Source organism: Enterobacter pseudoroggenkampii (assembly GCF_026420145.1).
Classification (GTDB): domain Bacteria; phylum Pseudomonadota; class Gammaproteobacteria; order Enterobacterales; family Enterobacteriaceae; genus Enterobacter; species Enterobacter pseudoroggenkampii.
The window spans coordinates 1,264,107-1,286,451 of record NZ_JAPMLV010000001.1 but is presented as its reverse complement, the minus strand read 5'-3'; the positions used below and the strand labels follow the sequence as shown (position 1 = coordinate 1,286,451).

The window sequence follows — 22,345 nt, the reverse complement described above, 5'->3', positions numbered from 1 at the left end:
ATGATCGTTTAACACCGTCGCGCGGACACCCTCCGCGCGAACAAGGAAGATGTAATGAAAGACGTCTCACATCGTGAATCGTTCGCGTTCAGCGCCCGGGTGCTGGGTGCGCTGTTTTATTTCGCACCAGACAGCGAGCAGGCCGCGCCGCTGGTGCAGGCCCTCACTGCGGGCGAATGGGTTCAGGACTGGCCTCTGCCGCCGGAAACGCTGCGGCCCGTAGCCGACACCTTTGCCGCGTCTGCCGATGAGCCGCTGGCGGACGCCTGGCAACGACTGTTTATTGGCCCTTACGCCCTGCCCGCTCCACCGTGGGGCTCCGTCTGGCTGGACCGCGAATCCGTGCTGTTTGGCGACTCGACCCTCGCGCTGCGCCAGTGGATGCGGGAGAACAATATCGCATTTGAAATGCAGCAGAATGAACCGGAAGATCACTTCGGGACATTACTGCTGCTGGCGGCATGGCTGGCCGAGAACGGCCGCGAGGCGGAGTGCGCTCAGCTTCTGGCGTGGCACCTGCTGCCGTGGAGCACCCGCTTCCTGACGGTGTTTGTCGAGAACGCCAACCATCCGTTTTATATCGCGCTGGGTAAGCTTGCGCAGCTGACGCTTGCGGACTGGCGATCCGGGCTGCTTATTCCGGTTGCGGAAAAGACGCTGTATCGCTAAGGGGTGTGGCTTGCTCGCGGTTTGCGGGCAAGCTACGGTCAAAAGAGGAGGCTTAAAAAATTTAACTCGAAACAGGAGGCATATTGAATTTAATAATATAAAATAGCTTTTCCTGGTAAGGTCAACACTTTCGTTTGATACATACAAAACAAAACCATGACTAAAAATTATTCCTTCGAAGATAAACGCAAGAAATTACTTGTTACAGCCGTGATATTCATCGTTTTAGGTGGATGGCTCTGGTATATGTCATGGGCATCTGGCATCTCCCATAATACTATATTAAAAAAATCCGTTCCTGAATGGATGACATATATTTCACTTGGCGTTTTGATTGGAACAATTTTTGTTATGCGCGCTTTTTATCTGCGCACTTTTAACAAAACATTAGAATATATTGCCAATGCTTTTTTTAGCGGCTTTTGCCTTGGTTTTGTATTGAGCTTAAATTGTTATGATATTTATGTCTATCTCTTCCCGGACAAAATAATTGGCTATGAATCTGAATATGAGGTTGTCTTTCCGGGGCCTTCGAGAGGTAAGTATGGCCATTGTGAAGCGGGTCTCTGGTTAAAAGATCAGAACACCAACAGATGGATAAAGCTTTGTACAAACAAAGAATATCTGCACAGCCATCGTAAGCAGGGAATGACTGGGGTGTGGGTAACGGCACGTGTGAATAATATTGGAAGTTACATTGTGAATTATGAGTTCATTTATTTGTAGGCACTACCCTATCTATTTTTGTTCCGGCGAAAATGAATGGTACTTAAGGTCCGCTCCTTGCTTATAGCCGTCAGCCTGATACTTCGCACCAGAGATTGCGCATTCACAGCGGAGAAACCGGCTATGGGAGGGTCATCTCAAAATCGAATCAGGGTAAATTTCATTCACACCCCCACATTTAGTGGTGGATACGTGACGGCTGTTCATCTATTCTGCTTTTTCAGCGAGCAAGCCGGAGTCATTTTTAGTGGATAATCCCATATTTCAGAAAACCATCATTATCTTTATTCTCATCCTGTGGGTAATAGACGAAGTCAGGAGAAAGAAAAAAAAGCGTTATGACTCCGCTATAGCAGAGGCTAATGCCAGAGAACGCTATGAATGGCGCTATCTCAGATGGGGTTGGCAGGCAATACGAGTGGCGGCGGCAGTGTATATCTTTGTTCAGCTGATTCAGTTTTTACTGAGATAGATGGCAGAAGAAAGTAAGACAGGCAAGGAACATCTCACTGTCCAGGCCAACAGTAGCTGAGCCTCGGTGGTAGAAATTGTGAGGGTTCCCTGCCTGCCAGTAGCATGCGTTACAAGCCTTTAACCAGTATTTGGTTATGTGTCACCGACTGATTCCCCCTCACTCGCACTCTCTTTACTTTGAATGAACCGAAGTGCCAGGTAGAGGTCTGGCGCCAGAATCATGTCATCATCATTCATTGTTGGCCGACTGTCTTTAAACCAGCGTGTTAATTCCGTTTTCCTGCCCGCGAGGATTAATTTAATCTGTCGACCTTTCAGGTCACGCTTTAACTCATTAATGGTTGCCAGGACACTGATGTCTGAATAGGTGAAGCAGGCAACGGCATCAATCACCACCCATTTAGGCTGTAAAGCGGCACCATCAACCAGGTTCAATACCCGGCGTTTAAAATAAGCCACATTAAAATAGGTCAACGGTGAGTTAAATCGATACATCAGTACGCCAGGAACCATTTTAATATCGGTGGTATTCCCTAACGAGTGAATCATTCCATCTTCGTCAGTGCCCAGCAGGTGCTCAGAGGGACGAAACACCGTACGAAGGAACTGTAACAGCCCAAGCAACACCGCAAGGCCGATCCCCTGGATAACGCCGATAATTAACACACAGCCAAAGGTGAAGAAAGCCAGGCGAAATGCCTGTTTATTTCTGCGCCTCAGGTTCCATAGCCCTCGTAAATCAATCAATGACCACGATGCATACATTAGAACAATACCTAACGCAGATACCGGAATGTATTGTAATGGTTGAGTGAAAAACACCACGACAATACCGATGAGTAAGGCTGCGACCACGGAAACTAGCTGGCTTTTCCCACCAACCGAATCATTAACCGCGGTCCGGGAATCGGCGCCACTGATAGCAAACCCCTGAGATAACCCAGACATAATGTTCGCAATACCCAGAGCCCGGAACTCGGCATCAGCATTAATTTCATAGCCATTTTTCGCAGCGAAACTGCGGGCGGTCAGCATCAGACTGACAAAACTCACCAACGCCAGGTTCAGCGCCGGGATCACCAAATCACGCATCGGACCGGGCTGGAACGCCCCCCAGTGAACGACGGGTAAACCAGACTGGAAGCCATCCCCACCGATAGTGGCAATACCATACTGTTGCGCAGATGTCCCCCATACCAGTGCCGTTGTTATCACAATGGCAATTAAAGGTGCTGGCCACTGGCTGCGGTACGTTTTGATAACCATTAAAATAATTAACGTTATAAGCGATATCCCTATCGTTAATAAATGGCTGTCCGAAAGTCGGCCTGGCAAGGCCATTATTTTCTCAATAACCTGCGCTTCATCTAGCTTAATCCCAAAAACCTTGCCTAATTGCCCGACAATAATCGTCACGGCTACGCCATTCAGCAAACCCGTAAGAATGGGATGAGAAAGCAGATCGGCAAGTGCGCCCAGGCGAAATTTACTGGCAAGGAGGCACCACCCGCCCATCATCAATGTCATGATGATCGTCAGTTGCCAGTGCAGTTCGGGGTTACCTGCAGAGAGAGGAAACACGACGGCCGCAATCACCGCGCAGGTCGTAGCATCAGGGCCAACAATAAGCTGACGTGAAGAGCCAAACAGTGCATAAGCTATCATCGGTAAAATGCAGGAATACAGTCCTACTATTGCCCCAACCCCCGCCAGCTCAGCATAAGCAATAGCAACGGGTAGCGCGACAGCCGCAACGGATAACCCGGCTTTAACATCATGTTTTAGCCAGCTTTTATCGTAGGCTAACAAATTTTGTAGCCCTGGCATGTAGTTCAACAATAGCTTTCCGACCACGTTATTCTCCGGACATTAATATTACCCACGAGATGTTGGCACACTTTTATGTGAGGTTCTGGCTTTCAAATGCTCCGGACGGAGGCCCCGCCGCTCAGGTCCTGTAAATGCTTAACCATTTTATTATTCTGACTGGTGTTAAACATAGTTCAAAAACGAACGGTTAGTCGGAGGTGGAACCGGCAGCCAGGTCGCCGACGTTGTAACCCGTTATTGGTAGTTGAAAAGAGGCCAGGAATTACGGAAGAATATTTAAACATTACTGAAGCTTAAATGGATTGCGGGGTAAGAAGTGGGAATGTCTCAAGCAGTAAAGAAAATCGCTATGGCGGCTATACTGGTGAACCTGGCCGCGGGATGCGCGCCGCTACACCCTTCCGGTTGCCATAAGACCACGGCAACGGGTAATTGCGGTTCAGGACGCTGGGACGATCGGGATGAATGGGGCGCGCAGGCGCGGGCAATCAGGGCGGCAATAAACGCCGAAATTGAAGAGCCACAAAACTGGAAAGGGAAAAAATGCAGGTTGCATATGGAATTTGCTCAGGATGGCACACCTTTAAGCATCTCAACCAGTAACGGCAATAGAGCCTATTGCGAAGCGATAAAATCAGCCGCCCATAAAGCCAAATTCCCGGCCTTCAGCAATCCAGAAGTTTATAGAGATTTTCAAAAATCCGGCTTCGACATGCGCGGCTAGCATCATGATTATGTGTTGAATGGCGCGCTTTGCTCAACTCCGCCATGCTGCTTCAGGCCATGTACTCTTTATGTCATGAGCGGATTTTTTGGTAGTTTCAGTAGGACTGTATTTCAGCATAATGCACCTGTCTGTAAGCATGGTTGTTTTTAATACAGCCACACACTATTGAATCTAGCTCCGGCAGGCGCTACCGACCCACAAAAGAAAGGATGCCCGAGATCGAGCTATGCGTACTCATCAACAGAATAAGTCCCGTAAGCTGTATCGCAGCGTCAACACCACTACACGACACCATTCTAATAATCCTGGTGCTGAGTATCGCTGGGAGCGCAATTGTAAAAAAGTCGGAAAAGAGCTACTTGCAAAGCGCGGGACAATACATGGCAGACAGAAGCGTGGCCGAGATTACACACCATTGTTTCATTTTCTGATCAAACACATTGGCAAACCATGGGATGAAATATTCAGTGAAGTATGTGGGCGTCTTGATACTACCGAGCCTGTATTCTGGTTAGTTGCACGACATGAGCATCAGCGAAGAGATTTAGTCTGCATTGGCGAAAGTAGTTTTTATCCGGGTCTGTTTGTTGATGAGAATGGAATTCTGCAACAGGTAAATCCTTCAATTACGGGAAAGGACGTGAAAGTAACTTGCCGCTGCTGCACACACACCTATATTGGTGAACCTGTCCCCTGGATAGAGTAACTGACAACATTTCTTGGGCTGACATGCGTGCCGCTGACATCAGCTATGATAGCGATTGCATACTTCCGCTCCTCTATCCAAACTGACCTACTATTTCTGCAATGTCAGTTTTATGCCAGGAGCGGAAGTTGGAGTGCCGGAGACTCTTTAATAGCGGAACGGTAGTTTTGCAAGGATGTTAATGCTGATATTAAGATGGCAATGGCGTACGCTCAATTTGCACCGGATCGTCTCAACGAAGCCAACCACTTGCCCCTCTTAACAACAAGGATTGAAAGACGTTATGGAAAATAAATACATACTTGACCTTCACGAAATTCTTTGTTTGAAAACGTTTGGTGAATCTTTCGAGGCTTATCGCGTCGATGATTATGACAAGATGATCATTGAGTGGGCAGAAAGAGAGCTACTCTACGGCAAAAGTTCTGAATCATTGTTAATTTTAGCCTCCCTCAATTTAGATAAACGTCCTGATTCAGATGAAATTGAGCGCTACCTTTGTGCATATATGTTTGAACAAAACATAGTTATGCCCAACATTAACGCTAGTGCAATGACGTGGCTAAGGATCAAAGCTTGGTTTCTGATGCATGCCGAGACTTCCAAAGAATTAGAGTTACGGCTGCATCAAATCCCAGCGTTTCACTCATCTCCGGGTTCTCGTATCCTCAGCAAAATCTGCTGGCAGTTTTACCGCATATACGATGATCTCTATGATGATTGGGGGCCTGGCTACCCCTCTAGGGCCTCAGCGAGGAGCGAAGCAGAAATTCTTGATTTTGTGAAATGCCGCGTGAAACCTTTCTATCGTGTTCTCTGTAGCTCTGATTGGGCCTGGGTTCTGGTCCGAGCAGTATAAGCAATCTCATGACTGCAAAGTGCCAAGCGCTGACGTTGTTATCCAGGTGCGTGTTATTCTTTCTGGAGCATACCTTGGGAGGTTCGAATGCTTTATAGCTGCATGAATAATACAAAATGGAATGAGATCCGCGTCGCAATGGTTAGCATGGAATCACCTCCCTTATGGAAAGTCACTCTTCTCAATGGCTATGAATCCGCACTTGATGGCGAGTGGTTTTACCATTTCAGTGGAGGTGGCTATTTGGAAATCCGGTATCTTGATATTTTTACCAACACGGTTGAACAGCATACCACGGTAGGTACTATTCTTCGTGCTATTCATCTCCCTGGAATGGAGACCTCAACCGGTTATAGGATTTGGGGATACGCAGATTCGGTCAGCGATGTAGATTATCTTTCACTAGACAATATCGTTTAATGGCCAACAGGAATACTGTAATCTTTGCGTAGAATTGGCCTCTACTCCTCGCTGTCTTATGCGTGGTTGAGGCGTTACACTGAAAGCTATTTAATCAAATTCTAAACAATCAGAGATCTTTCCACAGTGGCAACAATTCTACAGGTAATTGTTCCTTATCAAACCCGTTAAACCAATACACTGAGCCTTGTGGCCCAACCATCGGCCCTTCTCCCCATCCTTGATGAAACAACGCGCGACCCCAGTCCGGCTTGAGACGACCACGCCGTTTAAGGCGCTCACCATTACACAAACTTGCTCGTATTGAGGGAAAGTTAATAAAGAAACTTAACGGCATTTCCTCTTTGTGCGCACGTTGCAATTGCCTTGATATCCAGTCCTGGTTACGTTTGCGAAGTTTTTGTTTCATTGGCTACAGCTTTGATTCGACTTACTTATCAATCAATGTCCTCACTGTAATCCGACGCTATGCTTTGTACAAGTATGTCCGCTCCTCGCTCACAACAGACCTTCAGCCTAGCCATCTTGTCCGCTTCGTGCCAGGAGGGGACGTAACGAATAACTGTTTGTGTGGAGCAATGGGGAGCAGGCAAGCTGAACTTTTTATTCGGAAACAACACCTGCCATCTCATACAGAAGATTTCCAAACTCAATAGCGGAAGGAGTCTTTCCCCTCCTACTCCAAATGAGAGTGAAGTAAGCGGTCGGCAATTCTGGTAAACCGTATTGTCTGTCAAAAACGGTCATCCCCGGCTCCAGGTCACTATGTGGTATGGCCGTAATAGCAAGTCCAGCCAGAACCGCAGCACGCAATCCCTGCTGGCTTGGTGATGTAAAGGCCATACGCCACTTAACGTCGGCTCCGTCCAGGGCTTTAACTCCAATCTGTCGATGAACACAAGGTTCCGGAGCAAATGCCAGAGGTAGTGGCGTGTCACACTTATATTCAAAAGATCGCGCTGCTGCCCAGACAAACTGTGTTTTTCGTAACACCATGCCATCATCGTGCTTACCTGACAAAGACATCACCACTGCCAGGTCCAGCCCGTTAGCATCGACTTCTGACTGCAAGTTCAAGTAAGTATCCACAGTGACATCAAGTCGAACATCCGGAAAAAGATGGGCGAATCTTGACAACAGAGGCGGAAGCCGATTTCCCATGAAGTTTTCGGGCACACCAAACCGCACCACGCCGGAGACTGAGGAACGCTGGAAACGGCGGACCAAAGCATCCTGAGCACGTAAAACCTGATCGGCGTAACGAACGAAGTCTTCTCCATCTTCTGTCAGAGTCAGACTACGTGTCGTTCGCATCAGCAAAGGCGTGCCCGCCTGCTCTTCAAGGCGACGGATTTGGTGACTGATGGCGGATTGGGTAAGGTTCATTCGCTGAGCCGCCCTCGTGAAACTCCCAGTGTCCTTGACTGCGATAAAAGCCCGTAAAAGATTGGTGTCAAAGTCCATATCTACGATTAATGATGAAATTTAATTAATGTAACGAAATTATATCATTTCCGTCATAGCGTCAATGACGCCAAAATAAGAGCTCAAATATTAATTGCACCTCATGATAATAATGTCCGGCTTGTTTTAAAGCCGGGAATTAATGTTCAGCTATCTCAAGCTACAGGGAACCACCATGACCATCTCCCCCTCAGCCAAAAACGCATTAACTCTTGCGGCTGTCTGTCTGGCTTCGTTGATGTTCGGTCTGGAAATATCAAGCATTCCAGTGATACTACCTACACTTGAAACAGTATTGCTTAGTGATTTCAAAGAATTGCAGTGGATTATGAATGCCTATACGCTCGCCTGCACCGCTATACTGATGGCTATTGGCACTTTGGCTGACCGTTACGGGCGCAAACGCCTTTTTGTTGTCAGCCTGATGTTATTCAGCGTGACGACGTTAGTTTGCGGACTGGCAACAAATACGTCAGTTCTCATTGCCGGTCGCTTTTTGCAGGGTATGGCGGGAGGAGCCATGTTAATTTGCCAGATCGCAGTGTTGTCCAATCAGTTTACTGAAAGTGGGGCACGTGGAAAGGCTTTTGGCTCATGGGGCATTGTTTTTGGCTTGGGGCTGGGTTTTGGTCCGATTATCGGCGCCGCAATTGTCGCTATTTCAAGTTGGGAATGGGTCTTTCTCGTTCATGTTCCGATAGCTATTATCGCGTTAGCACTTGTATTTATGGGGGTTGAGGAATCTCGTGACCCTCAGGAACGCAGTCTTGATGTCAAAGGTATCGTATTCCTGTCACTGTCCGTATTTGGACTTGTCTGGTACATCACTCAGGCACCCACATTAGGCTTCATAAGTCCTGTTGCCATTACTCTCCTCGGTGCAACGCTACTCTGTTTGGTCATCTTTATCATGGCAGAACGGAGTAATAGTGCGCCTATGTTTGACTTCTCGGTGTTTCGTATCCGTCGCTTCTCTGGAGCATTGCTCGGTTCGGTTGGTATGAACTTCAGCTTCTGGCCCTTCATGATATATATCCCACTGTATTTTCAGAATGTTTTAGGTTATAGCAATGTCGCTGCAGGACTCTCACTATTGGCCTATACATTGCCAACATTGGTATTTCCACCAGTGGGCGAAAAGTTGTCCCTACGATACCGTGCAGAGGTTGTCATTCCGGCCGGGCTATTTACTATAGGAGCAGGTTTTCTTCTGATGAAATGGGGCAGTAGCCTGGAGTCTGCAAGTTGGTTAACAATGCTGCCGGGATGTCTGCTGGCGGGTATTGGGCTGGGTATTACCAATACGCCAGTGACGAATACCACAACAGGTTCAGTGGCGAATGAGCGCGCTGGAATGGCTTCTGGCATTGACATCAGCGCACGAATGATCAGCCTTGCCATCAATATTGCACTGATGGGGTTTATTCTTGTCGAAGGGATATCCGACCACCTTCGTTCCACATTATCAGGAGCAACAGATTTCACGCAATTGCGTCAGTTGGCTGAGGGGCTGTCTGCAGGAAATATTACGATGATGGAACAGATCACCCCAGTTATGAACATTTCCAGTACTACTGTCCAGGGAGCGCTATCTCAAGGTTTCGGATGGGTGATGATTTATGGTTCAGTTTCTGTATGGATATTGGCTATATGCAGTTTTCTTATTTTTAAAGAAAATGGCGTTAAGATACCTGGAAGTGGTGACTGGAAATGAAAAATGAAATAAAGAAAACAGTAATTGAGATCATTAAAATACTATCCTCCAATGAGGAGGATTCATGGGCAAAAACATTTGAAAAACTGGCGATCGAACTCGATATTGATTTTGAATCATCCATTTATTCATTGAAAAAACTTTACGGCGGGATGGGATCATTTAACGATATTGTTCTCCATAAAAATGGGCTGCCTCTAATTCGAGAAAATGACGCATTAGATGATTTGAGATACAAGCTCTACAAGCAACTTGACCATGCAATCGGCTTGTTAAAAGCAGGTGATTGACCATAACGTCGTTACCAGCAGCGCCAGTAAGGTACTGGCGACGTTTCCGGTACGGAATACCACGCGACTCGCCGAAACATGGCCAATCGGCGGACAACACTAAGGTCCGCTTTTCGCTCACTGCGGACCTTAAGCACAGTCAGATCGTCCGCATCGAGCCAGAGGCGGACTGCGCCAGCCGTGTTCTGAATTGAGATTACTCGTAGGGAACGCCCTATTACACGGCTGATTTAGTCACCGCCAAACATCCTAAATTTCATCCATGGAGAAACTATTGTTCCTTTGAATCCTCATCTGCCTCCGGAGAATAATGCTGACAAACACATGCCAGCTTATTCCCATCAGGATCGCGCAGGTAGGCAACATAAAAATCGGGTCCGTACGCGGTTCGTGTACCCGGCGCGCCTTCATTCTTCCCGCCCGCAAGGAGGCCTGCCGCATGGAACCGTCTGACAAGGTCCGCGTTATCGGCACGGAATGCGAACATTGTCCCGTTTCCCGCCGTTGCGGTATGCCCGTCAAAAGGAGGGCAAATACAGAAGCTGAAACCCTCCTCCGTATTATTTTCATCTCCCCACATTGCCCAACCTTCTGTCCAGGCAGGCACACGTGAATAGCCAAGCACTCTAAAAACAGCGTCATAAAACGCCACGGAGCGCTGAAGGTCATTTGTACCTATGGTGATATATGTCAGCATCTTATCACACCCTCTTTGCCGTTTATCTGAGCGGACATTATACCTGGAGGCTGCTCTGCCGATGAAATAAAACTGTACTCAATAAACTATAGATTTATGTCTTATTTTGGAATGGATGTGGATATTATCATCCCCTCCGTGTTTGTCATTACAGCACAATGGAGCTTTAGATAAATCCGACAACCACGTGTGCAGTGCTGTAACTATCAGCAAGGATAACCGCCCCGCCATCTCAACCGGAGCGGTTTATCTACACTGTTAGTGCGCGCTCAAAACGTTAAGCCACCACGGCCAACCATCAAAAACTGTACGTCACCTTCAAACTCCCCGCAGGCGACGTTTTACGATGCACAATCGGGCTATCACCCGCATCCCCCGTCAGCTGCGTAACGCCCGCTGAGGCAAGCACGCTCCAGCGAGAGGTGAGCTTGTGGGTCCAGTCAAGGTTCATCGACCAGGCATAAATCCCGGCCCCGGCGTCATGTCGGGCAAATCCCGATGCGGCCGACTGGGCGGCGTTTACCCCGTAGTAGGTCTGCATATACTTGCCGGAACCCCAACTGCCGGTCAGCGCCAGCGTCACCGCATTTTTTGGTGAGGTGTAGAACGGGCTGGAAATGCCGAAATGTACCGCTTCACCGTTGTCCCTTTCAGAAACCGGTACCTCAGCCTGCAGCTGCAGATGAAGCCAGTCGGTCACCTTGTACTCCAGCCCAGGCACAACGACAGCCGAGCCTTTTATCTCGCCCATCCCCCGTAGCTCGTCGCTGCCGGAGCTGATCGAATCGCTGCTCACGTCTTTATCTTTACGACCAACTCGATAGCTCAGCGCTGCGCTGTAATCCAGGTTACCAATGTTGTTGCCGTAACCGATCCCCCGCGTGGTACCGATAAAAAAACCGTTGGCCATGGCGTAATCCACCACCTGAGCTGCGCTGACGCGAGTTTTATCTGAACCCGAGTAGCGTGGCGCGACGTCCACGCCGCCCCCCAGGGTTAAGACGTTATCCTGACTCTGTTCTGCCGCCAGTACGGGCGCGGCCAGTAACGCCAGAACGACGCCCGGCGCGATGTTTTTCAGGCTGCGGCCCGAAAGTAAATGGGGGAACGTATGACGCAGTTCGATGTTTCTCATTACAGAAGCCCTTTTGGATTCAAATGATGACAATGCATGCGGTTAACCGCCAGAACGCCCATTTTGAATACTGACCCTAAGGTTCTGATGAGCCGAAAATGAAGAAACACTGAAGCGCGAGCAGATGCTGTAACCCGGACAGATTTCCTGATACCGTTTTTTTCTTAAGATGTTCTTCATTCACGGTTGATACAGTTACCAGTGTGAAAATTCTACTAATCGAAGACGACCTCGATCTCGGCAATGGCGTACGTATCGCCCTCTCAGATCAAGGATTTGACGTCATATGGGTCCGCCGTAAAGAGGATGCGCTGCATCAGCTGGACGTCTGCGTGCCGGAACTTATTTTGCTCGACCTGGGACTGCCTGACGGCGATGGCATGAGCCTGATGACGCGTTTGCGTCAGCAGCTCAAGGGAATCCCGGTCATCATCCTGACGGCGCGAGGCACGTTGCAGGATCGGCTGAGCGGGCTGGATGCCGGTGCAGACGACTATCTCGTCAAACCTTTTATTCTCGCCGAGCTGCTCGCGCGAGTCAGAGCCCTGGCGCGGCGCAGCTACGGTTTCGAGAATGAGGCGATAGAAATTCGAGGCTTATCTCTTCATGTCCCGACGCGTCGCGTGACGGTAAGTGCGCGCCATATCGATCTGACGGCCAGTGAATACGCGCTACTGGAAACGCTGATGCTGCGCGCTGACCGCGTGATTACGCGACGGTTTCTGGAAGAACGGATATTCGGCAACAAAGAGAACCTCAGTAATGCGCTCGACGTGCATATGGGGAATTTGCGGCGAAAGATCGGCGACGGCTATGTGCGAACGGTGCGGGGCGTCGGGTACGTCATTGATACCGTATCCATTCAGAAGGTGACCGGCTGATGCAAAACGTCTGGTATCACCTGAGACGCCCGACGCTGGTACGTCGAATTATCATCGCCCAGATGCTGCTGCTGACCCTGCTGTGGTGTCTTTTTTTAACCTTCATTCTCTGGGAGGACCTGCGCAGCCCTCCCATCCTCACGGGCAGTAAAACGTACGACACCGTTTTTACCCTGGCCGAGCGTATGGACGGACGCCCGCAGGACCGTACCGCCGTGCTGGAAGACTTCAGCCAGGCCCTTCGTGAAGGTTACGGCGGCGGGGACGATCCCGTGCTGTCGATTAACCTCATCGTTCGCAAAAATAATACCGTTATTTTTGCCTCAGACGGTGCGCCCGCGGGGATAACAAACACCCAGTTCGGCGAACTGGAGCACGTTCAGAGTGGAGATCGTACCTGGACCAGCCGCACCCTCAAATCCCCTCACTCCGATGTGGAGGTTACCCTTTTCACCCCAGCCAGCGGCTGGAACTTCTTTATCTATCTGAACTCACGTGGCTACTACATCCTGCCGCTGCTGGTTTGCTTCCCTTTTCTGCTGTTTCCCGCATGGCTGTCAATACGCATTGCGATGCGCCCCTGGAGTAAGGTGGTCAATGAAATTACGTTACGCACGCCTGACGATCTCTCCCCCTTAAAAGCCGTTCCCAGGCACAGGGAGCTTCGTCAGATGGTGGACGCGATCAATGACTTCCTTGCAAGAGTCCGTGAAAGCGCGGAAAGGGAACGGGTTTTCATTGCGGATGCCGCGCACGAGCTGCGTACCCCCCTCGCGGCGATGCGCATCAACGTGGAAGCGCTGCAGTCCTGGGTCATCAGCGAGAACCAGCAGGAGCTGCTTGCGGGAGTGGTTCGCAGCAACAGCCGCGCCGCGCGTCTCGTCAACCAACTGCTGCTGATGATGCACAGTGAAGCGCGTATTGATACGGCTATGGAGCCCGTGCCGCTGACAACGCTTATTCAGGAACGAATGGCCGAGCTGGAGCCGCTAGCGTCTGCGCGCGACATTGAGCTGGAATTCTTCGCCGAGGATGAAATCTGGATCTCAGGCGTCAGGGAACGTCTGGTGTCACTCATTGATAATCTTATTGAGAACGCCGTGAAGTACAGCCCCGAGGGCGGGCGGATTCAGGTCGATGTCCGTGTAGTAGATAGCTTCGCGCGGCTTCGCGTTTCAGATGCAGGCCCCGGCATTCCGACCGAGTTGCGGGAGCGCGTGTTCGACCGCTTCTTCCGCGATCCCAATCAGGTGCAAAGCGGCAGCGGGCTAGGGCTTGCCATCGTCAAAGCGGTGGCGCAGCAACACAGCAGCAGCGTAAACCTGAGCACTTCCGCTGAAGGAGGCCTCATGGTGACGGTTGACTTCCCGAACCGCACGTTTAGCTAAAGCAGAACAGGGGGTTTGATCGCAAATGCCGCAGATTGCTTCAAAATAATTACCGTATTTGTTATATTGTTGTTTATTGCTTATTCACCTCTGCGGTGCCAAAAAGAACAAGATTCACCGCAACCCAGGATACAAAAAATGTTAGATTACCGCTTCCCGACAGCTTTGCAGATGGTTCTCAGCGTAGCGATGGCGGAGCAATTGGGTGAACGTTCTACGAGTGCGATTCTGGCCTACGGTCTGGAAGCGAACCCGAGCTTCATCCGCAAATTGATGGTTCCGCTGACGCGTGACGGCATTATCGTCTCAACGCTTGGCCGTAACGGCTCAATTCACCTTGGTCGCCCGCCGGAAGAGATCTCCCTGCGCGACATCTACCTTTCGGTCATCGAAGATAAAAAGTTGTGGGCGTCGCGCCCTGACGTACCGGCCCGCTGCGTGGTCAGCGCGAACGCCTGCTGGTATTTCAAATCGATTTCCGAAGAAGCTGAGCAGGCGTCGTTAGCGGTACTGGCCCGCCATACCGTGGCAAGCGCCCTGGAAGCGGTCAAAAATGCCGACAGCAGCGGATGGGATCCGCTCCCCGACCTCATTGCCCAGTATCAAAAAACGTCGTAACGCGTTATTTGTTGCGAAAAAAACCGCCTTCACTATGAAGGCGGTTTTTTATTATCTGCAATATCCCTAGGCAGGCAGAACTTCCCTTTCCTCTTTACCACGCGTCACTAACTTACGCAGCGTCACGTAAAACACCGGCGTCAGGAACAGGCCAAACAGCGTCACGCCCAGCATCCCGGAGAAGACCGTGATCCCGGTGACGCCGCGCACTTCTGCACCCGCGCCGTGACCAAGGATCAGCGGAATGGTCCCGGCAATAAAGGCGATGGAGGTCATCACAATCGGGCGTAAACGCAGGCGGCACGCCTCCAGCGCGGCCTCCATGATGCCTTTGCCCTGAATTTCCAGCTCGCGGGCAAACTCCACGATAAGAATGGCGTTTTTACAGGCCAGCCCCATCAGCACCACCAGCCCTACCTGCACGAAGACGTTGTTATCGCCCCCGGTCAGCCAGACGCCAAACAGCGCGGAAAGCATCGTCATCGGCACGATGAGGATCACCGCCAGCGGCAGCGTCCAGCTTTCATACAGCGCCGCCAGGACCAGGAACGCCAGCAGCACCGCGACCGGGAAGACGATCAGCGCCGTATTCCCCTGGGTGGCCTGCTGGAAGCTCAGGTCCGTCCATTCGATGTTCATCCCGTTCGGCAGGATCTGCTTAGACATCGCGTCCAGCTGCGTCATCGCCTGCGCAGATGAAAGCACGCGCGGGTCGGCATCGCCAATCAGGTCCGCCGCCGGGTAACCGTTGTAGCGGATCACCGGATCCGGCCCGTAGGTGGTCGTGATGTTCACCATGCTGCCTATCGGCACCATTTCGCCCTGGCTGTTGCGGGTGCGCAGATTCGCAATATCTTCCACGCTGTCGCGGAACTGCCCGTCGGCCTGCGCCATCACGCGCCAGGTGCGCCCGAACTGGTTGAAGTCATTGACGTACGACGAGCCCAGATAGGTTTGCAGCGTCCCGAAGAGATCGGTCAGCGACACGCCCTGCGCTTTCGCCTTATCGCGGTCAACCTGCACGTCCAGCTGCGGCACGTTAGCCTGGTAGGTTGAGATCGGGAAGTGCATTCCCGGCGTCTGCATAATCGCACCGGACATGGTGTTCACCGCGTTTTGCAGCGCGCCATAGCCCAGACCACCGCGGTCCTGAATGTACAGGGAATAGCCCGACCCCTGACCCAGCCCTAAAATCGGCGGCGGCAGAATGGAGAAGCCAAAGCCCTGCTGGATTTGCGCGATTTTCGCGTTAATCTCCGCATTAATTTCCGCCGCGGAATGTTTACGCTGATCGAACGGCTTCAGGCCGAAGAACACCGTCCCGGTATTCGGCGTGTTGGTGAACTGCAGCGCGTTCAGCCCCGGGAACGCAACCGCATAGTCCACGCCTTCGGTATTCATCCCGATTTCGCTCATTTTGCGGATCACCGCATCGGTGCGCGCCAGCGATGAACCTTCCGGCATTTTCACGCCGCCAATCAGGTACAGTTTGTCCTGTGTCGGAATAAACCCGCCGGGCACCGCTTTAAACATGACGCCTGCGGCACAGAGCAGCAGCAGATACACCACAAATACCGCGCCGCGTCGTCCGAGCGTTTTGCCCACCAGCCCCTGATAGCCGTTCGAGCTGCGGAGGAAGAAGCGGTTAAACGGACGGAAAATCCAGCCGAACAGACGATCGATAAGCCGGGTCGGGAAATCTTTCGGCGCGCCGTGCGGTTTTAACAGCAGTGCCGCCAGCGCCGGAGAGAGCGTCAGCGAGTTAATCGCTGAAATCACCGTAGATATCGCGATCGTCACCGCAAACTGCTTGTAGAACTGGCCGGTAACGCCCGACAGAAACGCCATCGGCACAAACACCGCGCACAGCACCAGCGCGATAGCGATAATCGGCCCGGACACTTCGCGCATCGCCTGATGCGCCGCCGCAAGTGGCGCAAGCCCCTCTTCGATATTTCGCTCGACGTTTTCCACTACCACGATGGCGTCGTCCACCACGATACCGATGGCCAGCACCAGCCCGAACAGGCTGAGGGTATTCAGCGAGAAGCCCAGCAGGTAGAGAATGCTGAAAGTACCCACCACCGACACCGGCACCGCGATCAGCGGAATGATCGACGCGCGCCAGGTTTGCAGGAACAGAATGACCACCAGCACCACCAGCACCACCGCTTCCAGCAGCGTTTGCACCACCGCACGGATCGAATCGCGCACAAAGACCGTCGGATCGTAAGGTGCCGCCCACTTCATGTCCGCCGGGAAGCGCGTGGACAGCTCGTCCATTTTCGCGCGCACCGCGTTAGACAGATCGATGGCGTTCGCCCCCGGCGACTGGAAGATACCAATCCCGACCGCGTCTTTATTGTTCAGCTGGGAACGCAGCGCATAGCTGCCAGAGCCCATTTCGATACGTGCCACGTCGCGCAGGCGGACGACCGTGCCGTCCTGCGTTGTTTTCAGGACAATATTGCCGAACTCTTCTTCGGTATGCAGACGCCCCTGGGCGTTAATGGAGATCAGGAAATCGCTCTCTTTCGGCAGCGGCTCGGCGCCAAGCTGTCCGGCGGAGACCTGCACGTTCTGCTCCTGCATCGCCGTGACCACGTCCGAAGCGGTCAGCCCGCGGGCCGCCACCTTGTTGGGATCCAGCCAGACGCGCATCGCGTATTCACCCGAGCCGAAAATCTGGATCTGGCCGACGCCGGGCAGACGCGCCAGTTCGTCCTTCACCTTCAGCGTGGCGTAGTTACGCATATACAGGGAGTCGTACTTACCGTTAGGCGAAAACAGATGCACCACCAGCGTCAGCGTCGGGGACTGTTTCTGGGTGGTGATGCCCAGACGCCGCACGTCTTCCGGCAGACGCGCTTCGGCCTGCGCGACGCGGTTTTGCACCTGAACCTGCGCCTGATCCGGATCGGTTCCCGGACGGAAGGTGACGGTAGTGACCAACACGCCATCGGAACCCGCGACGGACTTCATGTACATCATGTTCTCAACGCCGTTGATCGCCTCTTCCAGCGGCGTCGCCACGGTCTCGGCAATCACTTTCGGGTTGGCGCCCGGGTACTCCGCACGCACCTGCACGCTTGGCGGCACGACGTCAGGATATTCGCTCACCGGCAGCAGCGGGATGGCGATTAACCCTGTGATAAAGATCAGAATCGACAGGACCGCGGCAAAAATCGGCCTGTCGATGAAAAAGCGGGAAAAGTCCATGGGTGGATTCTCAGGTCAAGGGATCAGTTGAGGGCGCTGGTGGCGGTCATGGCAACGGTTTTCGCGTTAACCGGCATGCCCGGCATAAACACTTTTTGTAAACCCTCGACGATGACTTTATCGCCTGGGTTCAGCCCCTGCCGCACGATGCGTAAACCGTCTGCCAGACGTCCCGGCGTGATGTCACGACGCTGCGCTTTCCCCTCTTTATCCACGATATAGACGTATTTACGATCCTGATCGGTCAGCACCGCTTTGTCGTCGACAAGCGTAGCTTTGAACTCGGCGCTGCCCGGCAGGCGTACGCGGGCAAACAGTCCCGGCGTGAACTGACGCTGCGCGTTATCCAGCAGCGCGCGCATACGGATGGTGCCGGTACCTGGCGACAGTTGGTTATCAAGGAAGTCCACTTTGCCCTGATGGGGATAGCCCTCCTCGCCCGTCAGGCCAATCTCAACCGGCAGCGCCGTATGATTGCTGGACGCCCCCTGCCCGCTGCGGGCCAGGTTTTGGTAGTGAAGGTAGGTTGACTCGTCCACGTCAAAGTAAACGTAAACCGTTTTCTGCGAGACCAGCGTGGTGAGGACGCTGGCGGTGTCGCCCGCAGTCACCAGGTTCCCGCTGGTGATCAGCGCCCGGCTGGCGCGACCATCAATAGGCGCGGTGACTTTGGTGAAGTCCAGGTTGAGCTGCGCGGCGTCCACTGCCGCCTGCGCGGCGCGAATATCGGCCTGCGCCTGAGTGGCGGCCGAACGACGCTGCTCCCACTCTTCACGGGAGACAACGTTGGTATTGACCAGCTTATCGGTACGGTTAGCCTCACTTTGCGCCAGGCTGGCCTGCGTTTTGGCTCTCGCCAGGTTCGCCTGCGCCTGTTCCAGCGCGGCGCGATAGGTTCGGTCATCAATCGTGAACAGCACCTCGCCCTTCTTCACTTCCTGGCCGTCGGTGTAATTCACTTTATCAATGTAGCCGGAAACGCGCGGACGTAGCTGAACGCTCTCCACCGCTTCAATCCGTCCGTTAAAGCTATCCCACTGGCTAATAGATTTCACCACCACGTCAGCAGCGCTGACGGCGGGCGCAGGCGGCGCGGCATTTTGCGCGACGCTGTTATCGCATCCGACGAGCAGCACGGAGAGCAACATTGCCCCCAGCGCGTTCAGATGAAAGTTACCCCAGGTTTTTTGCAGGCTCATTATTTTTATTCCAGTCATTATCGCCGCCGGGCAAGACGCAGCAGGAGGCACCGCGCCACTTCCTTTGTCCGGTGGCTGTCTCAAGGCCATTTGTGTCGTTCATCGCCACAAAACTGTAACAGTTGCGAGTACACTATCGCGGCGATTGTAGGAAGGCGCTTAACTAAGTGCAAGAATAATTGTTGCACTTTATGTGCTATTTGAGCGGATGTAAAAAGACCCGTTTCGCTCAGGGATTTAAATGCAACAATAAAACTTGCAATTACTACAAAAACGCGCCACCTTTTAATGCAACAGACAAAGATACGTTTAGACAAGCAGCGTGAGGGTAACCAGATGAACACTGGCGCATTTATGCATGATTTACTCGACTGGATCGACAACAACCTGGATAGCCGTCTGGACATTGAGTCCGTCGCCAGGCGTTCCGGCTACTCAAAATGGCACCTCCAGCGCCTGTTCAAAGAGCATACGGGCTATCCCCTCGCCGGATATATTCGCGCGCAAAAGCTGCAAAAATCGGTTGAGCGCTTAACCCGCAGCGATGAACCGATTCTGAACGTGGCGATAGCACTTGGCTTTGACTCCCAGCAGTCTTTCAACCGCAGCTTTAAGCGTCAGTATGGTCAGGCGCCTGGGGCATGGCGGCGGAGCATGGGTGGCCCGGAAACGCAGCAGCTACGCTAGCAATGAAATTGTCACGGATGACATCCTCCCTGCTTGCGTCCCAGGCAATACCCACCTCCCAGCTGATTGACTCCCCCGTTAGCGGAATAATCGCCAGCTCCGGCGGCGCGATATGCGTCACGCTGGTGGGCAGAATGGCCACGCCGATACCCGCAACCACCATCGCGACGATAGTTTGGATATCGTCCGTCAGCTGAGTCGAAGAGATGAAAAGACCGTTGTCATGCAGGAAGCGGTCAATCTGCGCGTTTAAACCCCGCCCTCGCTCATCATACAGCCGCAACAGAGGGCGTTTCGTGAGCCACTCTGCAGCAGACATTGCTGGCGACGCGGCGGGCGCAACCAGAACCAGCCGATCGGTAAATAACGGCAGGTATTCGAGCTCCACGGGAGGAGGAACCCTGACAAAACCGACCTGTAGCTCATCATTTTGCAATCGCTCGTACTGCTGGAAGGAAGGCAGATCCGTCAATGACATCTCTACTTCCGGATAGTCTCGACGAAAATCAGCGATACAGCGTGGCGCCAGATAAAAGCTTGAGAGTCCGAACCCGACGGCGATATGCCCCTCCACGCCTTTTGATACCCGCTCAGCATGCTGCATAAATTGCCGGGTCTGCCTGACCACTTTTTCAGCCTCTGGCAGCAAACGCCTCCCGCTGGCCGTCAGTATTGCGCCGTGACGACCTCGTGAAAAAAGCGACATCTTCACCAGGGATTCGAGGAGATTAATCTGTTTGGTTAATGCCGGCTGCGAGATAAACAGCGCCCGCGCCGCATCGGCATAATTTCCCTTTTCAGCCAGTATCAAAAAGGCCTTTAGCAACCGGGTGTTCATTTTTGCATTCCAGATGGTTATCGAACTCGGAAATGATTTGATTATACAGTTATCGGCAATCGTTATGTAATTCAGTCTCGATGACAACCGGAGACGCAACATGAACGAACTGACATCCTTAAAGGCGGCAACCGTACAGTTTCAGCATCAGGCCAGTAACAAAAAATACAATCTCCTGATAATGGAGAAATTTATTGAACAGGCGGCGCTTGAGCAGGTGAACGTTCTCACTTTCCCTGAAATGTGCATCACCGGCTACTGGCATGTCCCTAAGCTCACCGCAGCGGAGGTGTCTGCGCTGGCAGAGCCGGTTGCAGACAGCCCTTCCCTGACGCTCATTCGTTCCCTGGCGATAAAACATCAAATGCTTATTGGCGCCGGGCTTATTGAACGCGCCGACGATGGCCGACTCTACAATGCGTATGTTGCCTGTATGCCGGATGGCTCAATGCATACGCATCGTAAACTCCATGCATTTGAACATCCGGCCATCAGCAGCGGGGACAGCTTTACCGTCTTTGATACGCCGTGGGGCGTGAAGGTCGGTATCCTGATTTGCTGGGACAATAATCTGGTCGAAAACGTGCGCGCGACGGCGCTGCTGGGTGCCGATATTCTTCTCGCACCGCATCAAACTGGCGGTACTGATTCCCGCAGCCCTCACGGGATGAAGCCCATTCCGCTGGCGCTCTGGGAGGAGCGGGAAACGCGCAAGGAAGAAATTACGGCTGCATTCAAAGGGCCAGGCGGTCGGGAATGGCTCATGCGCTGGCTGCCAGCCCGCGCGCATGACAACGGGTTATTCCTTCTTTTCAGCAACGGTGTCGGTGCCGATGATGACGAAGTGCGCACGGGCAATGCCATGATCCTCGACCCCTATGGCAGGATCGTGAACGAAACCTGGGCGGCTGAAGATGCGATGGTGAGCGCTGAACTCGATTTAAGCCTGCTTGCTATGAGCACCGGACGCCGCTGGATCCACGGTCGCCGCCCTGATTTATACCAGATACTGACGCAGCCGCAGGGCTATGAACGTGATGCGATCAGCGCACGCTTTTCGAATGTGCCCCCTGCCCGCTAAAATGTGAGCAATTTTTAGCTGCATCATAAGCCCGGAGCTGCTATACTGTATATAATTACAGTATGAGGTGCGCATAATGGCTGTTGAAACAAAATTTGTTGTCGTAAGAAAAGGTGAAGAGAAAATGACATTTGCCAGTAAGAAAGAGGCTGACGCTCACGACAAGCTGCTCGATATGGCAGACGCGTTCACCGACTGGCTGTTGCAAAGCGGAATGCAGATGGATGAAACGCAGGCTGAAAATCTTGGCCTGTATCTCGCCGAGCAGAAGGAGACCGTGCAGCATATTCTGCGTACCAGCAAGCTTCCCGATCTCAATGCCCCAGCTGCAACGGATAAAACTGAATCCGACGCGGCTGACACGAAAAAAATCAGGGCTGTGAAAGCGGCCTGATTGTCAGAAAAATTATCACCGACCCTGGAGCCGTAAGCAGCCATCTGCTTGCGGCTTTTTTTAGCCCGAACATGAAAAGCGTAAAGGAGATGACGTGCGGCAAGGAATGAAGGAAAAAATCATCAGGATCTGTGATTCAAAAATCGCCGCTAAGGGAAGCGATGTTGGGCTTTCGTTTTATGCTTTTTTTGCTAATAAAAACGACGATCCTGAACTGCTTATGGAAGTGGCGCACTGGTGGATTATGGAGATGAAGCTGGACCATTTTGAAAAGGCTGAAAAGATCAGAAACCTTGTTTTAGCCCTGTAAAACCTGCGTCTAAACCTAG

The 22,345-nt window shown here is 52.1% G+C and carries 24 protein-coding genes; 16 read left to right on the top strand and 8 right to left on the bottom strand.

Annotation, left to right across the window (positions count from 1 at the left end; translation table 11 throughout):
• Nucleotides 1-54 precede the first annotated feature (54 nt).
• The 3 genes from dmsD to OTG14_RS23740 all read left to right on the top strand — a co-directional run bounded on the left by dmsD (nucleotide 55) and on the right by OTG14_RS23740 (nucleotide 1,867).
• Nucleotides 55-669, top strand: a complete 615-nt coding sequence (gene dmsD / locus OTG14_RS06335) for a Tat proofreading chaperone DmsD (protein ID WP_267214745.1) — start codon at nucleotides 55-57, stop codon at nucleotides 667-669.
• A gap of 156 nt (nucleotides 670-825) precedes the next feature.
• The gene (locus OTG14_RS06330) at nucleotides 826-1,395 is read left to right on the top strand and encodes a hypothetical protein (protein WP_267214744.1); all 570 of its coding nucleotides are present in this window, start codon (nucleotides 826-828) and stop codon (nucleotides 1,393-1,395) included.
• A gap of 247 nt (nucleotides 1,396-1,642) precedes the next feature.
• The gene (locus tag OTG14_RS23740; protein WP_024909104.1) at nucleotides 1,643-1,867 is read left to right on the top strand and encodes a hypothetical protein; all 225 of its coding nucleotides are present in this window, start codon (nucleotides 1,643-1,645) and stop codon (nucleotides 1,865-1,867) included.
• A gap of 134 nt (nucleotides 1,868-2,001) precedes the next feature.
• Here OTG14_RS23740 and OTG14_RS06320 read toward each other — a convergent pair whose 3' ends face one another.
• Nucleotides 2,002-3,723 (bottom strand): SulP family inorganic anion transporter, encoded by a 1,722-nt coding sequence (locus OTG14_RS06320; RefSeq protein WP_024909105.1) that lies wholly within the window; start codon nucleotides 3,721-3,723, stop codon nucleotides 2,002-2,004.
• Nucleotides 3,724-4,021: 298 nt separating this feature from the next.
• Between OTG14_RS06320 and OTG14_RS06315 the strand changes: the two genes are divergently transcribed.
• The 4 genes from OTG14_RS06315 to OTG14_RS06300 all read left to right on the top strand — a co-directional run bounded on the left by OTG14_RS06315 (nucleotide 4,022) and on the right by OTG14_RS06300 (nucleotide 6,411).
• Nucleotides 4,022-4,423, top strand: coding sequence for a cell envelope integrity TolA C-terminal domain-containing protein (locus OTG14_RS06315; RefSeq protein ID WP_267214743.1), 402 nt, complete (start codon nucleotides 4,022-4,024; stop codon nucleotides 4,421-4,423).
• Between the two features lie 229 nt (nucleotides 4,424-4,652).
• Nucleotides 4,653-5,132, top strand: a complete 480-nt coding sequence (locus OTG14_RS06310; RefSeq protein WP_157189072.1) for a hypothetical protein — start codon at nucleotides 4,653-4,655, stop codon at nucleotides 5,130-5,132.
• A 283-nt stretch (nucleotides 5,133-5,415) separates the two neighbouring features.
• Nucleotides 5,416-5,991 (top strand): hypothetical protein, encoded by a 576-nt coding sequence (locus OTG14_RS06305; protein ID WP_267214742.1) that lies wholly within the window; start codon nucleotides 5,416-5,418, stop codon nucleotides 5,989-5,991.
• Nucleotides 5,992-6,078: 87 nt separating this feature from the next.
• On the top strand, nucleotides 6,079-6,411 hold the full coding sequence (locus tag OTG14_RS06300) for a DUF6678 family protein (RefSeq protein WP_157189070.1): 333 nt from the start codon (nucleotides 6,079-6,081) through the stop codon (nucleotides 6,409-6,411).
• Nucleotides 6,412-6,520: 109 nt separating this feature from the next.
• Here OTG14_RS06300 and OTG14_RS06295 read toward each other — a convergent pair whose 3' ends face one another.
• Nucleotides 6,521-6,820 (bottom strand): hypothetical protein, encoded by a 300-nt coding sequence (locus OTG14_RS06295; RefSeq protein WP_157189069.1) that lies wholly within the window; start codon nucleotides 6,818-6,820, stop codon nucleotides 6,521-6,523.
• Nucleotides 6,821-7,014: 194 nt separating this feature from the next.
• Nucleotides 7,015-7,875, bottom strand: a complete 861-nt coding sequence (locus OTG14_RS06290; RefSeq protein ID WP_248272121.1) for a LysR family transcriptional regulator — start codon at nucleotides 7,873-7,875, stop codon at nucleotides 7,015-7,017.
• Nucleotides 7,876-8,050: 175 nt separating this feature from the next.
• Here OTG14_RS06290 and OTG14_RS06285 point away from each other — a divergent pair, with 175 nt between their 5' ends.
• Complete coding sequence (locus tag OTG14_RS06285; protein ID WP_061715347.1) at nucleotides 8,051-9,589, top strand: MFS transporter; 1,539 nt, start codon at nucleotides 8,051-8,053, stop codon at nucleotides 9,587-9,589.
• Entirely contained in the window at nucleotides 9,586-9,879 is a 294-nt protein-coding gene (locus tag OTG14_RS06280) for a DUF6966 domain-containing protein (protein ID WP_061715348.1), read from the top strand. The genes OTG14_RS06285 and OTG14_RS06280 overlap by 4 nt, the downstream gene beginning before the upstream one ends.
• 271 nt (nucleotides 9,880-10,150) lie before the next feature.
• Here OTG14_RS06280 and OTG14_RS06275 read toward each other — a convergent pair whose 3' ends face one another.
• Both OTG14_RS06275 and OTG14_RS06270 read right to left on the bottom strand, forming a co-directional pair.
• Nucleotides 10,151-10,576 (bottom strand): VOC family protein, encoded by a 426-nt coding sequence (locus OTG14_RS06275; protein ID WP_267214741.1) that lies wholly within the window; start codon nucleotides 10,574-10,576, stop codon nucleotides 10,151-10,153.
• 298 nt (nucleotides 10,577-10,874) lie between these two features.
• The gene (locus tag OTG14_RS06270) at nucleotides 10,875-11,711 is read right to left on the bottom strand and encodes a MipA/OmpV family protein (RefSeq protein ID WP_267214740.1); all 837 of its coding nucleotides are present in this window, start codon (nucleotides 11,709-11,711) and stop codon (nucleotides 10,875-10,877) included.
• Nucleotides 11,712-11,914: 203 nt separating this feature from the next.
• Here OTG14_RS06270 and OTG14_RS06265 point away from each other — a divergent pair, with 203 nt between their 5' ends.
• The 3 genes from OTG14_RS06265 (at nucleotide 11,915) to oqxR (ending at nucleotide 14,598) form a co-directional block, all read left to right on the top strand.
• Complete coding sequence (locus tag OTG14_RS06265; RefSeq protein ID WP_061715351.1) at nucleotides 11,915-12,592, top strand: response regulator; 678 nt, start codon at nucleotides 11,915-11,917, stop codon at nucleotides 12,590-12,592.
• A complete protein-coding gene (locus OTG14_RS06260) occupies nucleotides 12,592-13,980 on the top strand; it encodes a sensor histidine kinase (RefSeq protein WP_267214739.1) in 1,389 nt (462 codons plus the stop codon). The genes OTG14_RS06265 and OTG14_RS06260 overlap by 1 nt, the downstream gene beginning before the upstream one ends.
• A gap of 138 nt (nucleotides 13,981-14,118) precedes the next feature.
• Entirely contained in the window at nucleotides 14,119-14,598 is a 480-nt protein-coding gene (gene oqxR / locus OTG14_RS06255; protein WP_024909112.1) for an efflux pump transcriptional repressor OqxR, read from the top strand.
• A gap of 66 nt (nucleotides 14,599-14,664) precedes the next feature.
• Here oqxR and oqxB read toward each other — a convergent pair whose 3' ends face one another.
• Nucleotides 14,665-17,817: a multidrug efflux RND transporter permease subunit OqxB gene (oqxB, locus tag OTG14_RS06250; protein ID WP_024909113.1), complete on the bottom strand. Its 3,153-nt coding sequence runs from the start codon at nucleotides 17,815-17,817 to the stop codon at nucleotides 14,665-14,667.
• A 23-nt stretch (nucleotides 17,818-17,840) separates the two neighbouring features.
• Entirely contained in the window at nucleotides 17,841-19,016 is a 1,176-nt protein-coding gene (gene oqxA / locus OTG14_RS06245) for a multidrug efflux RND transporter periplasmic adaptor subunit OqxA (protein WP_148769459.1), read from the bottom strand.
• Between the two features lie 336 nt (nucleotides 19,017-19,352).
• On the opposite strand from oqxA, the gene OTG14_RS06240 reads away from it, so the two are divergent.
• A complete protein-coding gene (locus tag OTG14_RS06240) occupies nucleotides 19,353-19,703 on the top strand; it encodes a helix-turn-helix domain-containing protein (RefSeq protein WP_061715355.1) in 351 nt (116 codons plus the stop codon).
• Here the strand turns inward: OTG14_RS06240 and OTG14_RS06235 are convergent.
• Entirely contained in the window at nucleotides 19,627-20,541 is a 915-nt protein-coding gene (locus OTG14_RS06235) for a LysR family transcriptional regulator (RefSeq protein ID WP_196761056.1), read from the bottom strand. The genes OTG14_RS06240 and OTG14_RS06235 overlap by 77 nt on opposite strands.
• 100 nt (nucleotides 20,542-20,641) lie before the next feature.
• Here OTG14_RS06235 and OTG14_RS06230 point away from each other — a divergent pair, with 100 nt between their 5' ends.
• The 3 genes from OTG14_RS06230 to OTG14_RS06220 all read left to right on the top strand — a co-directional run bounded on the left by OTG14_RS06230 (nucleotide 20,642) and on the right by OTG14_RS06220 (nucleotide 22,326).
• Nucleotides 20,642-21,622, top strand: a complete 981-nt coding sequence (locus tag OTG14_RS06230) for a nitrilase family protein (RefSeq protein WP_248272126.1) — start codon at nucleotides 20,642-20,644, stop codon at nucleotides 21,620-21,622.
• A 76-nt stretch (nucleotides 21,623-21,698) separates the two neighbouring features.
• A complete protein-coding gene (locus OTG14_RS06225; RefSeq protein ID WP_032657529.1) occupies nucleotides 21,699-22,016 on the top strand; it encodes a YebG family protein in 318 nt (105 codons plus the stop codon).
• A gap of 94 nt (nucleotides 22,017-22,110) precedes the next feature.
• Nucleotides 22,111-22,326, top strand: a complete 216-nt coding sequence (locus OTG14_RS06220; RefSeq protein WP_135346244.1) for a DUF6500 family protein — start codon at nucleotides 22,111-22,113, stop codon at nucleotides 22,324-22,326.
• Nucleotides 22,327-22,345 lie beyond the last annotated feature (19 nt).

Coding starts and splice junctions, on each gene's coding strand:
- dmsD (WP_267214745.1), top strand. CDS start 55: ATGAAAGACGTCTCACATCGTGAATCGTTCGCGTTCAGCGCCCGGGTG.
- OTG14_RS06330 (WP_267214744.1), top strand. CDS start 826: ATGACTAAAAATTATTCCTTCGAAGATAAACGCAAGAAATTACTTGTT.
- OTG14_RS06315 (WP_267214743.1), top strand. CDS start 4,022: ATGTCTCAAGCAGTAAAGAAAATCGCTATGGCGGCTATACTGGTGAAC.
- OTG14_RS06310 (WP_157189072.1), top strand. CDS start 4,653: ATGCGTACTCATCAACAGAATAAGTCCCGTAAGCTGTATCGCAGCGTC.
- OTG14_RS06305 (WP_267214742.1), top strand. CDS start 5,416: ATGGAAAATAAATACATACTTGACCTTCACGAAATTCTTTGTTTGAAA.
- OTG14_RS06300 (WP_157189070.1), top strand. CDS start 6,079: ATGCTTTATAGCTGCATGAATAATACAAAATGGAATGAGATCCGCGTC.
- OTG14_RS06295 (WP_157189069.1), bottom strand. CDS start 6,820: ATGAAACAAAAACTTCGCAAACGTAACCAGGACTGGATATCAAGGCAA.
- OTG14_RS06290 (WP_248272121.1), bottom strand. CDS start 7,875: ATGGACTTTGACACCAATCTTTTACGGGCTTTTATCGCAGTCAAGGAC.
- OTG14_RS06285 (WP_061715347.1), top strand. CDS start 8,051: ATGACCATCTCCCCCTCAGCCAAAAACGCATTAACTCTTGCGGCTGTC.
- OTG14_RS06280 (WP_061715348.1), top strand. CDS start 9,586: ATGAAAAATGAAATAAAGAAAACAGTAATTGAGATCATTAAAATACTA.
- OTG14_RS06275 (WP_267214741.1), bottom strand. CDS start 10,576: ATGCTGACATATATCACCATAGGTACAAATGACCTTCAGCGCTCCGTG.
- OTG14_RS06270 (WP_267214740.1), bottom strand. CDS start 11,711: ATGAGAAACATCGAACTGCGTCATACGTTCCCCCATTTACTTTCGGGC.
- OTG14_RS06260 (WP_267214739.1), top strand. CDS start 12,592: ATGCAAAACGTCTGGTATCACCTGAGACGCCCGACGCTGGTACGTCGA.
- oqxR (WP_024909112.1), top strand. CDS start 14,119: ATGTTAGATTACCGCTTCCCGACAGCTTTGCAGATGGTTCTCAGCGTA.
- oqxB (WP_024909113.1), bottom strand. CDS start 17,817: ATGGACTTTTCCCGCTTTTTCATCGACAGGCCGATTTTTGCCGCGGTC.
- oqxA (WP_148769459.1), bottom strand. CDS start 19,016: ATGAGCCTGCAAAAAACCTGGGGTAACTTTCATCTGAACGCGCTGGGG.
- OTG14_RS06240 (WP_061715355.1), top strand. CDS start 19,353: ATGAACACTGGCGCATTTATGCATGATTTACTCGACTGGATCGACAAC.
- OTG14_RS06235 (WP_196761056.1), bottom strand. CDS start 20,541: ATGAACACCCGGTTGCTAAAGGCCTTTTTGATACTGGCTGAAAAGGGA.
- OTG14_RS06230 (WP_248272126.1), top strand. CDS start 20,642: ATGAACGAACTGACATCCTTAAAGGCGGCAACCGTACAGTTTCAGCAT.
- OTG14_RS06225 (WP_032657529.1), top strand. CDS start 21,699: ATGGCTGTTGAAACAAAATTTGTTGTCGTAAGAAAAGGTGAAGAGAAA.